The 13,646-nt window shown below is 39.0% G+C and carries 12 protein-coding genes; 1 reads left to right on the top strand and 11 read right to left on the bottom strand.

The window, feature by feature from the left end; all coding sequences use genetic code 11:
• Positions 1-110: 110 nt before the first annotated feature.
• From MKY99_RS15265 to MKY99_RS15245, 5 genes are all read right to left on the bottom strand, one after another.
• Positions 111-1,292 carry a NupC/NupG family nucleoside CNT transporter gene (locus tag MKY99_RS15265; protein WP_042188403.1) on the bottom strand — a complete coding sequence of 394 codons (1,182 nt, stop codon included), beginning with the start codon at positions 1,290-1,292 and terminating at the stop codon, positions 111-113.
• Positions 1,293-1,307: 15 nt separating this feature from the next.
• Positions 1,308-2,654, bottom strand: coding sequence for a purine/pyrimidine permease (locus tag MKY99_RS15260; RefSeq protein ID WP_339264756.1), 1,347 nt, complete (start codon positions 2,652-2,654; stop codon positions 1,308-1,310).
• Positions 2,655-2,657: 3 nt separating this feature from the next.
• Positions 2,658-3,365 carry a purine-nucleoside phosphorylase gene (deoD, locus tag MKY99_RS15255; protein ID WP_339264754.1) on the bottom strand — a complete coding sequence of 236 codons (708 nt, stop codon included), beginning with the start codon at positions 3,363-3,365 and terminating at the stop codon, positions 2,658-2,660.
• Positions 3,366-3,526: 161 nt separating this feature from the next.
• Complete coding sequence (locus MKY99_RS15250) at positions 3,527-4,960, bottom strand: helix-turn-helix domain-containing protein (RefSeq protein ID WP_339264752.1); 1,434 nt, start codon at positions 4,958-4,960, stop codon at positions 3,527-3,529.
• A gap of 120 nt (positions 4,961-5,080) precedes the next feature.
• Positions 5,081-5,632 carry a biotin transporter BioY gene (locus MKY99_RS15245; RefSeq protein ID WP_339264750.1) on the bottom strand — a complete coding sequence of 184 codons (552 nt, stop codon included), beginning with the start codon at positions 5,630-5,632 and terminating at the stop codon, positions 5,081-5,083.
• Positions 5,633-5,879: 247 nt separating this feature from the next.
• Between MKY99_RS15245 and MKY99_RS15240 the strand changes: the two genes are divergently transcribed.
• A complete protein-coding gene (locus MKY99_RS15240; RefSeq protein WP_339264748.1) occupies positions 5,880-6,857 on the top strand; it encodes a biotin--[acetyl-CoA-carboxylase] ligase in 978 nt (325 codons plus the stop codon).
• Between the two features lie 138 nt (positions 6,858-6,995).
• On the opposite strand, the gene MKY99_RS15235 is transcribed toward MKY99_RS15240, so the two are convergent.
• From MKY99_RS15235 to MKY99_RS15210, 6 genes are all read right to left on the bottom strand, one after another.
• On the bottom strand, positions 6,996-7,895 hold the full coding sequence (locus tag MKY99_RS15235; protein ID WP_076283745.1) for an NAD-dependent epimerase/dehydratase family protein: 900 nt from the start codon (positions 7,893-7,895) through the stop codon (positions 6,996-6,998).
• 172 nt (positions 7,896-8,067) lie between these two features.
• Positions 8,068-8,946 carry a LysR family transcriptional regulator gene (locus MKY99_RS15230; RefSeq protein WP_339264745.1) on the bottom strand — a complete coding sequence of 293 codons (879 nt, stop codon included), beginning with the start codon at positions 8,944-8,946 and terminating at the stop codon, positions 8,068-8,070.
• A gap of 76 nt (positions 8,947-9,022) precedes the next feature.
• Positions 9,023-10,375 (bottom strand): MATE family efflux transporter, encoded by a 1,353-nt coding sequence (locus MKY99_RS15225; protein WP_339264743.1) that lies wholly within the window; start codon positions 10,373-10,375, stop codon positions 9,023-9,025.
• 242 nt (positions 10,376-10,617) lie between these two features.
• Entirely contained in the window at positions 10,618-11,301 is a 684-nt protein-coding gene (locus tag MKY99_RS15220; RefSeq protein WP_339264741.1) for a MarR family transcriptional regulator, read from the bottom strand.
• A gap of 779 nt (positions 11,302-12,080) precedes the next feature.
• The gene (locus tag MKY99_RS15215) at positions 12,081-12,602 is read right to left on the bottom strand and encodes a helix-turn-helix transcriptional regulator (RefSeq protein ID WP_339264738.1); all 522 of its coding nucleotides are present in this window, start codon (positions 12,600-12,602) and stop codon (positions 12,081-12,083) included.
• A 30-nt stretch (positions 12,603-12,632) separates the two neighbouring features.
• Positions 12,633-13,481: a sialate O-acetylesterase gene (locus MKY99_RS15210; protein ID WP_339264736.1), complete on the bottom strand. Its 849-nt coding sequence runs from the start codon at positions 13,479-13,481 to the stop codon at positions 12,633-12,635.
• Positions 13,482-13,646: the final 165 nt, after the last annotated feature.

The raw sequence follows: 13,646 nt of genomic DNA, 5'->3' as shown, positions 1-13,646 counted from the left end.
AATAATTGTTCTATAATCACAACAAAAAAAGCCGCTAAGAAAGCGGCTTTTTATATACAAAGATGTCTTGTGCAGAATTCATAACGATGACGAAAATCCGCTAAGTTTAACTAAAAAATGATACCGATGATCAGAGCGGATAAAACGCTTACAAGTGTGGCGCCAAATAACAGTTTTAATCCAAATCGAGCCACAATATTCCCTTGTTTTTCATTTAAGCCTTTCACTGCACCCACAATGGTACCAATGGACCCAAAGTTAGCAAATGAGATTAGAAAAACCGAGACAATGGCTGTAGTACGCCCACTTAAACCATCTTGGATCTTAACAAAGTCAAGCATAGCAACGAATTCATTCGCAACAAGCTTTGTCGCCATGATACTGCCTGCATCAACAGCTTCATGCCATGGGACACCGATAAGAAAGGCAATGGGTGCAAAGACATACCCTAAAATTCCTTGAAACGAGATACCGAATACTCCGCTGAAGACCCCGTTAATTAATGCAATGATCCCAACGAAACCAACCAACATTACACCAACTACTATGGCTACTTTAAAGCCATCCATAATATATTCGCCCAGCATTTCAAAAAACGTTTGTTTTTCTTCTACCTGAACTTCAACAATATCTTCTTCAGGTGTAACTTCATACGGATTAATGATGGATGAAATGATAAATCCGCCAAATAGGTTTAATATCAATGCAGCTACTACATACCGAGGTTCTAGCATCGTCATATATGAACCAACAATTGACATGGATACCGTCGACATTGCAGACGCACATAATGTATACAAGCGATGTTTTGGTAATAATCCAAGCTGGTTTTTCACCGAAATAAACACTTCATTTTGTCCTACAATTGCGGCTGCAACTGCATTATAAGACTCCAATTTGCCCATGCCATTAATTTTACTTAGTACCAAACCAATATACTTGATAATGAACGGGAGAATTTTGTAATGCTGCAATATCCCAATTAATGCCGACATAAAAACAATTGGCATCAAAACATAAAGGAAAAATGTATGGGCCCCTTCATTTGCAATCCCACCAAAAACAAAGTCAGTCCCTTCATTGGCGTATCCAAGTAATTTTGCAAAACTATCGGCAAACCCTTTAATTAAGAATTCACCTATACTTGTTTTTAGTATAATTAATCCCAAACCGATCTGAATAGCAATCATTACAATGATTGGTCGATATTTAATCTTTTTCTTATTGTTACTTCCTAGCCATGCCAGTAATAGAACAATAACCAAACCAGCAATAGAAATTAGATAATGCATTTTTAGCCCTCCAAATTATCGGTTAATTTTCTTGGAATCCTCATATCGAAATGCATCTTTCCACATTAACCCTTGTTCCAAAATAATCGCCAACAGACTTCCGCATATTAATCCATTATTTAAAATGGCTATCACGATCGGAGATAAATGGGCCGTAGCTGATGAAGGGATAAACATTAATCCCACACCCACTAAAAGGGAAATTCCACTAACGATAAATGTTCGTTCTTCATGAATGACCTTCTTCAATTCCTTTAGCGCTAGTCCGACCATCTTCACAAAAATGACGAAGGTAACGGAATAGCCTATGGGAGCTGGAATCGCTGATATAACATTCATCATTGGCGGAAATAAGGATATTGAGATCACAAAGCAACATCCAATTAAAAATGATCTGCGCTCCTTCATCCCTGTTTGTTCAACATATCCTGCCGCTCCCGAGATAGGGACAGAACCGACCGCTCCTAAACCGCCACTAATAAGATGCGTAATTCCAGAAGTAAACCCGGCGCGTAAATAACGATGATGATCCACTTGCTTTTGTTTCATAACGGTCTCCATCAAACGGATCGACGCAACTGCATTGGTTATTAATAACAGCGTTAATAAAAATGCAGTAGTGATTGTCCCAGCATCGAATTGAGGTCTGCCAAATGGGAATATTTTCGGTAGCTTAAATATAGTATCCGCATGAGAAAACACTGGTATATTACCGCAGATAATAAATAATAGGCAGCCTATCAATATACTGAAAATGATTGAAAACTGGCTGAGTACTACAAAGCGACTTTTTCCTAACCAAAAGGTAATGCAAACCACAATCACACTAAGGATGAATACTTTAACATCTAACGTGGTGTGGGCTATGGTAATCCCCATCATCCCTTTCATAAAAGATCCACTTAATTGAAAGATCAATAAAAGTAAATAAATAAAAGTGATGGTGGGAGTAAATAGACGAGCGATTTTATCCATTAGCTTAAATGCTGAAATTAGGATAAATAACACACCGCTAATGATCATTGCCCCACTTAAAGCTTGTAAAGCACCATTGTTAGAAGAATAAAGCCCCCCCACTAAACTTGCGTAAATCGTAAAAATGCTCCACCATAACCCTGCCGGACCTTCATGGATAGGGAATTTATGACCCGTCAGGCCTTGTAAAAATCCAGCTATCCCTAAAGTAATCATTGTGCTCTGGATAAGCCCGGAAGTCTCTATGGGTGTTAAGTTATATAAATCTGCGATAGCAATGGGTGCAGCAATTGCACCAGCGATCATAAAAATCATCCACTGCAATCCTGACAGTATTACCTTCATTTCTTTCTCACTCTCTTTTCTAACAACACTGCTCTTATCCATAAATCAGCCATCAATGACTGTGTTAAGGGCTATTTCGACCATTTCATAAAAGGATTGTTCACTTTCTTTATGAGTCAGGTGTTCCTGTCGTAGCAATTGACTGCCGACTGTTAAAATCGATAACGCTTTTACACCATATTTAGCGGCTAAAGTGTATAAGGCTGTACTTTCCATTTCTACTGCTAATACACCAAAATCCATAAACTTGTGAAGTCGATCTAAATTTTCACGATAGAATTCATCAGAATTATAAATGTTACCAACAAAAACATTTGCATTTTTAGCTTGTGCTTGTTGATACGCTTTCATTAACAATGAGAAATCTGCTGTAGGTGCAAAATTACAACCATGAAAGATCTTCTCCGTCATATTACTGTCTGAAGACACCGCTTGGGCTATTATAATATCGCGGATATTAATTTCACTTTGCATCGCACCACATGTACCAATGCGAACCAATTTCTTAACTTCATAATCGACGATCAATTCTGTAGCATAGATACTCATCGATGGATTTCCCATCCCTGTCCCCTGAACTGACACCGGTACACCCTTGTATATTCCAGTGTATCCATACATCCCTCTTACTTCGTTATAACAATTAGCCCCCTCTAAAAAGTGTTCTGCTACAAATTTTGCACGTAAAGGATCTCCTGGGAGCAAAACGCGCTCTGCTATTTCTCCCTTATTTGCACCTAAATGCCTACTCATAGTTCTTCCTCCAACTTTTAATAGTAAACTGAGGTTTACCGAAATCGCTTTCCACTTGCCCTCAAGTAAAATCAGTTTCGAAACTAGATTGAGCATAAGGTTTTTTAACATTACAAACTAGACCAAAAACTTACGTAGGTAACGGAAAATAATTGGTCAAATTATAAAAGCAATTCTTTACGGATATTGTCCAAATCTCTTTTAGAAGGGATCGTAGAAATAATAACAACAGGCACGGTCTTTAGTGCAACCGGGATATTACTAATGACAAGATCAATATTATTTTGCTGCATGATCTCGTCAGTTAGCCCTTTCATAATGGAGGTATTAAGGATCAATTGATCCCCAATTTCCTTCTTTATCAAATCTGCTATGTAATGACGAATTGAAAATTCCTCCCCGATCACTAAGAAAGCCCTCTTACTCTTATAACGTAAACTCGAGCGGACAATTAAGGTTAGTTTTGTTAAATGAAAATTATTGAAGAGAACGGAAGGGTAAGCTTTATTCCACGTTTGCATACAGGTTTGCATTTCTTGATAAATCTGCTGGCACTCCTGCTCTACATATGTTGTTAAATGACTTTTTGAAATCATCATCCATTCCGGAATGGCATTTTCGATTAATAACTTGTCAAAGAACCCGTAAATCTCCAAGATAAATCGTTCATGCATATCCAAGTTCGGGTATACCTTTGCCAACAACATTAGAAGCAGATTCCCCATTTGATATTCTTCTTTATCCTTGTGTAATTCGACTTCTTTAATCGGAGTGATCTCTGACCCTTCGTAATAATGATATTGGCTGAGACTAACCATGGATTGCATAAAGAATATTTCACTCTTTGGAAATTCGATAGACAGCTTTTCTTCAAGACGCTCTGCTATGGCTCTCACTGGTATATAAAACATCCCCTTTTCCCAGGGGGATGCATTTTCGTCGATGGTTACACAATTTCCTTTCCCAGCTCTTTCTATTACAATTGCCAACAAAAAGGACAATTTCCTTTTGGAATTGATAAAATATACAATGTTATTCTCATTCTCTATATTTGTGATCAACTGATTTATATAAGCAAAATCGACATTCGCAAAGGGCCATCCTGTAAACTCATACGCATCACAATATAAATTCCAATAAAAATATCGAATATTCATTTCATTCCCTTTGATCACAGGTGTAGAGTAACTAATGCGTAACTTATACGCTTTTAGATCATTGTTATTTAATTCCACAATCAGCTTCTTCAAAGACGAGGTACTCATAAACATGGCTTCAGAAAATTCCTCCACAGACATTCGACCAGCATTCGTAAACAATAAATGCATCAGCCGATAAAAAATGGTTTGTCTGAACATAGAAGAAATCACTTCACTTATCGTACTTTGCCCATCACGTAGAAGAACGATTCCCTTACCTCTAGAAACTTCAATGGTTACAGTAGAGGGTAATTGCTTACTGATTTCCTCCACCATCTTCCGTATGGTCTTATCTGAGATCCCTAAACTTTTTTCTACTTCGGCTAAGGTAAACCATCTTTGTTCCGTATCAAGCAGCGTTAATAGTTGGCTAGCTAAATTAAATCCCTTATCCATTGTTATCCACCCTATTTCAATTTCATTTTAATTTTTATAGTATAAACAAATTCACATCTATAACCATATTATTTTTCAATAAAAAAACCCGGGTTTCATTTACCCGAGTTTCACATCACTTTATATTTGTGTTTTTTCTTCAATAGGGCTAATTGCTTTCAGCTGCATCGTTATGACGGCTGCTATAACGGCTTTGATGATGTCCCCCGGAAGAAAGGCTAACGCTCCGACAAGTCCAGCCCAGATCGACGTATTGGTTATTAATGCCATGACTGGTGCACCAATCAGACTCACTAGTAATACACCAAAGATTATGTTGATCGCTATCAGCTTCCAAGTTCGGACCTTCGGCCAGATTTTTTCAGAATACCAGCCGATAAGGCCGGCCGCGATCGGGAAGCTAAATATGTATCCTGCAGAAGGACCAATGAGCACTGCGATTCCTCCGCGGCCACCAGTCAGTACAGGCAGTCCAATGGCTACCAGAATTATGAAAATGACTAGACTGAGGGCCCCCATCCGTTTCCCCAGAAAACCTCCAGCTAACATGACGCCAAGCGTCTGGGCAGTGATCGGAACGGGGATGAAGCCGAGGGGGATGGGCGGAATCATGCCCAGCACCGCGATAAGTGCTGCGAATAATGCAGCATAAATAAGTTCTTTTGTCTTCAAAAATTTAACCTCCATTGGTTATAAATAATTGTATTCTGGTTAGTAAATACGTCCAGTAAGCTGAATTATAATGGAGATATTATTGATTGTAAACCATAATATTTTTAAAGGTTTACAATAGAGTGAAATACCAAGCTTGAGTTTTTCCAATTGTTATATAGAATTAGAGTATTCAGTCGCAATCGTTGGATGTTATTATATTCAATGGGTTTTGGTCGGAGAGTTATACTTTTGGAGGTTTAAGTTCATGACAGTAAAAGAACATATTCTTGCCTTGCTCGACAGTAATAAGGGTGAATACTTTTCTGGCGAGGAAATAGCCGTTCAGTTATCCGTGACGCGCAGCGCTGTCTGGAAAGCCATAAAATCGTTACAGACAGACGGATATTCCATACAAGCTGTAACTAATAAAGGATATTCCATGTCACCTCAAACAGATATCCTATCTGCAAGTGCAATTTCAAAATATCTGGATACCCAGGGGAAAAAGTTACGTTTAGAAGTCTTTAAGACACTATCTTCAACGAATGAAGCCGTAAAAAGCCTTGCCTCAAATGGAGAAGCTGAGGGTAAGGTGATCCTTTCCGAAGAACAGACCGCTGGACGCGGGAGAATGGGCCGAAAATTCTTTTCTCCACCGGGAACGGGTATCTATATGAGTATCCTGCTGCGTCCCAAGCTGTCAGCAACAGATTCCGCTCTGCTGACCACTTGCGCCGCTGTTGCAGTCGCCCTTTCCATCGAGAGCGTATCCGGTAAAGAAACGCAGATTAAATGGGTGAATGATGTCTTCATGGAAGGTAAAAAGGTGTGTGGGATTCTTACTGAAGCATCCGTGTCACTGGAAAACGGCTGGCTTGATTATGCCGTTCTTGGTATTGGTATCAATGTAGCGCTACCGTTCGACGGCTTTCCTAACGACCTTACCGAGATTGCAACAACTGTAATTTCTGAAAACAATTCTTATGGTGATCTCCGCAACCGACTGGTAGCAGAAGTACTGAACAATTTCATGAGATATTATGAGCAATTAACGGACAGATTGTTTCTTACCGAATATAGAAAACGGTTAATTTCACTTGGCAAACCCGTAACAGTGATAAAGAATAATGAACAGCTTAAGGCAACAGCCATTGATATCGATAACGATTGCCATCTGAAAGTCAGATATGAAAATGGTGACGAGGAATATCTTTCAAATGGAGAAGTCAGTGTTAAAATTTAGCTATTGTTCTTTTTAAGATAGGCTAGCTTATGACGTTTTTCGCAAAAGAAGCCACCTTGTAGGCGGCTTCTTTTGCGTATATGTTATTCGTGGTAATCGTCAAATTTAAACATGGAGGAATCATTTTTCAGTGGTTTATTATTGCAAATTATTTTTTATCCAGCTAAGCAGCGACTCTTCCTTCGGAGCCCAAGCAAGTAGATTTCTTGCATGGGTGGCACGCACACGGCTGTTCGAGGCGATAGCAAAACGCGCCCAGTCTCCAAGTTCTGCTATCGCTTCGTCTGCGGGCCAGCTTATGGTCTTGCCCCCAAAGCCTAACGCCTCGCTGACAGATTTGGCGATGTCCCCATAAGATTCCTCCCCATTTTCGGCAAAGAAATACGATGCAGACGGTGCTTTTTCAAGTGCCAATACATACAGTTGTACCAAATCTTTGATGTGGACATTAGACCAGCGATTTACGCCTTTACCTACGTGAACGCCTGCCTGTAGCTCTCTCGACTTGCGAATAATTTGCGGCAATTGATCGCTTTCCACAGGTAACGCTAGTGCATCACCATAAATCATAGATGGGACTATCACGATACTTCTCACCCAATCCTCAATTCCAGCCTTGCGTACGAGGTTGTTGATCGCTACGCGGTTTTCTCTAATATCCATAGGCACAAATGGTGTTTCCTCGTCAAAAATTTGTTCGCTCGCCGTTTCGCCACGGGCATCATCCCCTACCACACTTGAACCCGATGTATGCAAAAATGGTTTTCCACTTCCACGTAGAGCAGCTATAAAAGTTTCAACTGCCAGCAAATGATCTGAATCGGCTGTGTGAATTACTGCATCGCTGAGCTTAGCATATTTCGTTAGCGTATCCGTATCTTCCAAAGTGCCGAGTATAGGCTCTATACCAATATCCCTTAATGCTTCCACCTTATCGGGATTGCGAACCAGACCGAAGACAGTATGCCCGGCATCAAGTAAACCTTTAGCCACCGACCCGCCGATATAGCCTGAAGCTCCTGTGATAAACACTTTCATAATAATATTTCCTCCTCATCTATGCTGTTGATGCTTGTCCATTCGACAAAGTATGGTGCCAGTATCAATTATTTATTAATTTTGCTGCTTCTTTATTGTAAGCTCCAAAACATAAATAAAACAAATTATGAAATAACCATTTATTCATAAATTATTTTATAAATAATACTAGCTAATCCATCTTCTTTTCTCTTAGGATAGATATGATCTCATGAATCAGAGGCAAATGCTTATTCTTTAACTGATAAGCGATATATAACTCGTTTTTTACTTTTAAATGCTTAAAAACAACTTTTGATTTTCCTTCTTTTAACGAGTTTCGCAAGAGGTATGTAGGTATGACACTCAAGCCCACCCCGAGCTCAACTGTCTTCAGGATCATGTGTAAATTAGGAATGATATGAATAGGTCTAATTTCAGGACGTTTCTTAAAATGTTCTCTCCAAATTCTTCTAATTATCGGCAATTCCAAGCCATAGCTGATCCATTTCTGTTCAGAGAGCCATTGCTCTTCAAGCTTTAGATTATCAAATTCAAGGATTTCATAATTGCTTGGAGCTACTATAACAAACTCTTCATCCATTAATTTCAAATACTCGATACCGGGAGTTTGGAACCTTTTTGACATAATGAGAATGTCTAGCTTGTCTTCCTTCAGGAGCTCTAGCAATTGCTCGGCGGTTCCAAAGTGCGAAATGGTACATGTATTAAATTCAGGAAGCCGTGGCAGTATTTTTTCACTAAAAAACTCATGCGCCGCTCCCAGCTTGATCACACTCAGCGTAGGCAAAGAAGCCGATTTAAAGCTCATTGTCGTATTCTCTAATGATTCTATAAGTGGAGCGAGCTGGGAATATAACTCCTTTCCCCGCTCTGTTGGGGTGATTTTTCTAGTCGACCGAATAAATAAAGTTTCTCCCACCTCCGCCTCCAAGGCGGCTAAGTGCTGACTCATGGCTGGCTGCGTCATCATGCGGGTTTTTGCGGCTTCAGAAATCGATTGATACTTATATATTGTGCAAAAGCTTCTATACCATTCAAAATCAACCATACTCTAGGCTCCACCTTTATACTGTAAAATTTATATTAGAAGATGAACTTAATATATCAACTTAAGACTCTGTATTCTACTGTGCTAAAGCATTTAAATCGGGCTGCATCTTGTTCCGCAGAACATACAGCATGATGGCACCAACAAGGAACGCAACGGCATCCGAAATGACGAGCGACCAGACCACACCATGGAAACCATTCATTCGATTGGCTATATACAACACAGGAATCAGAGTAACTCCTTGAATAATTGACATTATAAATGCAGCAGTTCCTTGCGCTGTAGCTTGGAAGATCCCGGTAAACAACGAAGTCATTCCTGTAATAAACAAGGATAAGAATGTCACATGCAGAATGTAGCTGCCCATCTCAATTAATTGCGGGTCATTCGTAAATAAGCCAATTAAGTGGTCGGAAATCAGATAGACGATAACGCCGAACACGACAGCTAAAGCTATTATCGCTTTGATCGTGAATCCGATGGTATGCTTCATGCGTAATTTATTCGCTGAAAAAGAGAAGGCAATGAGCGGCACGACTCCCTCGCATAAACCCATCAGAATACACTCAGGTAATTGCAATAAACGGGATGAAATTCCGAACCCCGCTATGGCTTGATCTCCATATTCGACTAGAAAATGGTTCAATATGAGTGACATTGCACCCAAGAAGATGCTCATTATAAAGACGGGAACTCCGATTTTGAATACATTGCTCAGTATATCCTTGGTAGCTTTGAACCATTTAAAAGAGACAGTTAAGAATTGGCTTTTATAACCCAAATGGTAGGCGTAGAATGCGCTCGCAACCAAGTTAGAGATGACCGTAGCAGTCGCAACGCCAATCACGTCCCAATGGAAGACGAAGATAACTAGCGCATCGAGAATAATATTCACGACAACACTTAGAATCATCCCAATCATCGATGTGATTGCTGAACCTTCCGAGCGAACGATATTCTCCAATGTGAAGCATAATACAACGAATGGTGAGCCAATAAGCATAATCGTTACATAGTCCTTTGTAAATCCGAAGGAGTCGGGCGTCGCTCCCAGACCATGAACAATTGGATCAATCAACGGGAGGCCAACAGCCATCACGATAAGACCGATAACTAAACTGCTATAAAAAGCGAATGAAGATACATGCTTTACATCATCATATTTTTTCTCCCCTAGCAAGCGGGAGATGAATGTACCACTGCCCATGCCAATCAAATTTCCTAGAGCCATAATGATCGCGAATAACGGCAAGGTTAGTGCAAGTGCGGTTAACATAGCCGTATTGCCCAGTGTGCCAAGGAAATAGGCATTCAAGATGGAATATATGACACTCATTGACATGCCTAACATCATCGGTATACCGAAGTGAGCTACGGCTTTTGAGATGGGTGCTTTTTCAAAGTAATGGAGGTTTTCTGCATCCATGTGGGTCACCACTTTCTTCATCTATTTGGTATTCAATTTACTTAGAATTCTAACTATTTATTGAATATGAACCATGACGCAGCAACAAACAACCCCGTACCGTAACATCGACTTTACGGGGTTGGTGTGCGAAATTAACTGTTCTTCAGTTTCCAAGAAAGTACGTCATTGCGCCGCCTTTGCCGTTCAGCTTTCCTTTGTAAAAGGCACGCCACTGCTACTGTTTGACGAAAAGACTTTGCTTACTTATCGTCCGGTTCATGTGACTGGTCTGGTGACGAATTTCTTCCATCTCTGGAAGGCCAGCCAAATCCGCGCATGTCACGATGCCCTTCCCCGCCAAAGCCAGGGAACCTTCCGCTAAAGCGTTCGTCCCTAGAATTCCCCCACATTTTTTGCATTTGTCCACGCATGGCCATTAGTTTTTCGAATTCCTCTGTACCCATACGCTCCTTTGCAGCCTCCATCCACATAGCCATTACATCACGTTCACCGTCCGTTCCAAGCTCTTCTTCTAAAGCCATAATAACGCGGGTTAAGTAATCCCCGAAAGCAATCTGCTCTTCTGAAGATAGGCTAGAAAATATGTTGACGCTGTCTATCTCTTGCCCCTCTTCCTCTTCTCCTTTTTGGGTTAAGTAAATCAACATGATGCGTTTGTCTGTTTCTGATGGCTTACGGGTGATATATTCGGCTTTTTCCAATTTTGCAAGCAATTCATTGAGGGATGATACACGGATGTCCAGCATATAGGATAAATCTTTGGTGCTGATACCATCTTTCATCCGGAGAAATGCCAGTATCCTGCCTTGCCCGCGGGATGTGTCGGCCATAGGGCCAACAGCCGCATGTGTTTTTAAGTGTTGTCGTTGCAGCAGCCATTGCAGTTTCGCGAGTTTTTCATATAATTCAGTATTCATGTCCATATTGGATCCTCCATAAAGTTTGTATGGTACCTGTTAATCTTTGTGACGGTACCTGTTGTTTTTATTATAACGGTACCTGTTAGATATGTCAAAATGTTTTTTACAGGTACCGTTAGTATGTTGTTGATTGTTTCCAGAACCTTTAATGACTCGTAGTATGTAGCGGGCAAAATTACTTACATCCTTATTACATTTTTTATCATATACTTACTGTAAGTTCGCTTGCACGATCGTCCAGCCCTCACAAAAGATCAAGTATTTCAGCAGAAAACGGAGTTTACAGCAGGCAATTATGGCGACTATTTAAAATATATTCTAGTAGTGGGCAGGATTCTAAAATAAGTAAATACAATTCACGAAACGCAAAACGAGCCTAAAAGTGATTTTAGAGGCTCGCTTTTGTCTTATTTTACAAGGAGGGTTATTAATATATGAAACACCCCATTCTAAGTAAAAAATCGCTCATTCTAATAATTTTTTTGATATTCCTTATAGGAATATACTTTTTATTCTTCGGATTACCATGGAAGTCCATAGCCCATAAAAAACAATTCGAAGTCTATTTAGAAGATAAGTATCAAATTGACTTCAAGTTAAAAAAGATGGACTATGATTTTATGCACCGAACATACCTTACTTATGCATATCCCGTGAGTGACCCAACTTTAGTTTTTTTTGTAGGTCAAGATATTGAAAACAAAGAAATTCATGATCTTTATCTATATGAACTAGAAAAACGTATGTTCAAATAGGTTACTAGAATAACCGTTGAGCTGTGATCAGTTTTCTTTTTTTATATCTTCAAGCAATCCTTCAAACCATTGAACATTTACTATATGGTGGGAAAGTGAATTTTCTAACATTTTTTTGAAATAAGCAGTGATATTTTCATCGTTCTCAAGAGATAGCTGTATTAAAGAAATCTTATGTTTAGTTTGTTCGATTTGTATTTCTATTAATTTAGTTAGCTCTTCTTTTTTATATTCATCTGAAAATAACATTGCTACATAAAAAGATAGGTTTATATAGTCTGTCTTAGACCCATATTTGAACATCAACTTTTCAAACTCTTTATCCCCTAATTCCGTGATGTTATAATTATGTGTCTCTCTGGTGCTGTCTCTTTGGTCAACTTTTACAATATACTTCTTCTCTACTAATTGCCCAAGATTATAATAAAAGGACCCTTTGGTGAAATTCACTATATATTTATAGTGTTTTTCTTCCATTAAGGATAACAATTCATAACCGTGAGCCCCTGGATTTTGTTTTAATAATCCTAAAATTAGTAATATTATCAACTCAACGCCTCCGTCAAAATGCTACTAGGTTTAATCATTGTTGATTTGTATAAACTTGGCTTGAAATTCGTCAAATGATATTTTTCCCCATGCAAAATCCATACTCAATATATACATTTTTTCCGCTTTAGTGTAGGTTCTTGCATCATGGAGACTTAACAACTCCTGTTCATTAATTAGCGGCTCAAGTACATGCTGCTTATTAATAAAAGCTTCAAAATATCGCAACCCAAATTTTCTTTGAGATATTGCATCGATATGAATACCATCCGGATTAGAAGTTAAACCTGAAGCTGTAACAAAGTAACAATCATCTTGTTCAAAAGCAAATTTTTGTAACTCTTGATTCATCAACTCGTATTCAGTGCAATGTTTCCCAAATCCTTCTTTGCCTAAAAAATCTCCTAAGCCACCAATTATAAATGGAATATTTGGAGCATCTAACTCTTTTCTAAGCGTCGTAACCATTATAAGTAATTTCTGATAATAGACTTTGTAGCTGCCATTGCTACTATCACTTTCTCCTTGATGCCATAAAATCCCCGATAATTCACTATTTTGTATAGCAAATTTAGTTTCTTGTAATGCATGTTTAAAAAGTGCCCCATCTACAGCCCATTCATCAATGGTGCTCCCACCCTCAGCACAAGGAATTAAGCCAATGATGTCTTCTTCATTTTCACGACACCATGCATCCGAAAATGATCCTGCCAGACTTATTCCAGAAACAGGACGGTCATAATTAATAGGTTCAGCCATCATTTGCCATCTGCCATTACGTAGCATTTGGATTCTCTCGTTATAAATTGGGGGTACTTCATGTATAAATCCTCGTCCAGCCATATTTGACTGTCCAATCATTAGAAATGATTTGATCATTATTCTCATCCTCTCTTCAATAGTCTAATTAGACTGTTTATAATATTAGTCTAATTAGACTATTTGTCAACAAATAGGCTTTTATTCTCTCCCTCTTTATGAAATCAAAAAAGCTGATCTTCAAAAAGATCAACCTTTGTATGAAGTATTAACATATCAGAAGTG

This window comes from Paenibacillus sp. FSL R5-0470 (assembly GCF_037975205.1).
Taxonomy (GTDB): Bacteria; Bacillota; Bacilli; order Paenibacillales; family Paenibacillaceae; genus Paenibacillus_AQ.
Note: the sequence above shows the minus strand (reverse complement) of the source record. Positions and strands in the feature narration are given on the sequence as shown.

What these genes read in the sequence shown, in the direction of transcription:
- MKY99_RS15260 (WP_339264756.1), bottom strand. Translation starts at nt 2,654, where the DNA reads ATGGATAAGAGCAGTGTTGTTAGAAAAGAGAGTGAGAAAGAAATGAAG.
- MKY99_RS15210 (WP_339264736.1), bottom strand. Translation starts at nt 13,481, where the DNA reads ATGATCAAATCATTTCTAATGATTGGACAGTCAAATATGGCTGGACGA.
- MKY99_RS15250 (WP_339264752.1), bottom strand. Translation starts at nt 4,960, where the DNA reads ATGGATAAGGGATTTAATTTAGCTAGCCAACTATTAACGCTGCTTGAT.
- MKY99_RS15225 (WP_339264743.1), bottom strand. Translation starts at nt 10,375, where the DNA reads ATGGATGCAGAAAACCTCCATTACTTTGAAAAAGCACCCATCTCAAAA.
- deoD (WP_339264754.1), bottom strand. Translation starts at nt 3,365, where the DNA reads ATGAGTAGGCATTTAGGTGCAAATAAGGGAGAAATAGCAGAGCGCGTT.
- MKY99_RS15240 (WP_339264748.1), top strand. Translation starts at nt 5,880, where the DNA reads ATGACAGTAAAAGAACATATTCTTGCCTTGCTCGACAGTAATAAGGGT.
- MKY99_RS15220 (WP_339264741.1), bottom strand. Translation starts at nt 11,301, where the DNA reads ATGGACATGAATACTGAATTATATGAAAAACTCGCGAAACTGCAATGG.
- MKY99_RS15265 (WP_042188403.1), bottom strand. Translation starts at nt 1,292, where the DNA reads ATGCATTATCTAATTTCTATTGCTGGTTTGGTTATTGTTCTATTACTG.
- MKY99_RS15230 (WP_339264745.1), bottom strand. Translation starts at nt 8,946, where the DNA reads ATGGTTGATTTTGAATGGTATAGAAGCTTTTGCACAATATATAAGTAT.
- MKY99_RS15235 (WP_076283745.1), bottom strand. Translation starts at nt 7,895, where the DNA reads ATGAAAGTGTTTATCACAGGAGCTTCAGGCTATATCGGCGGGTCGGTG.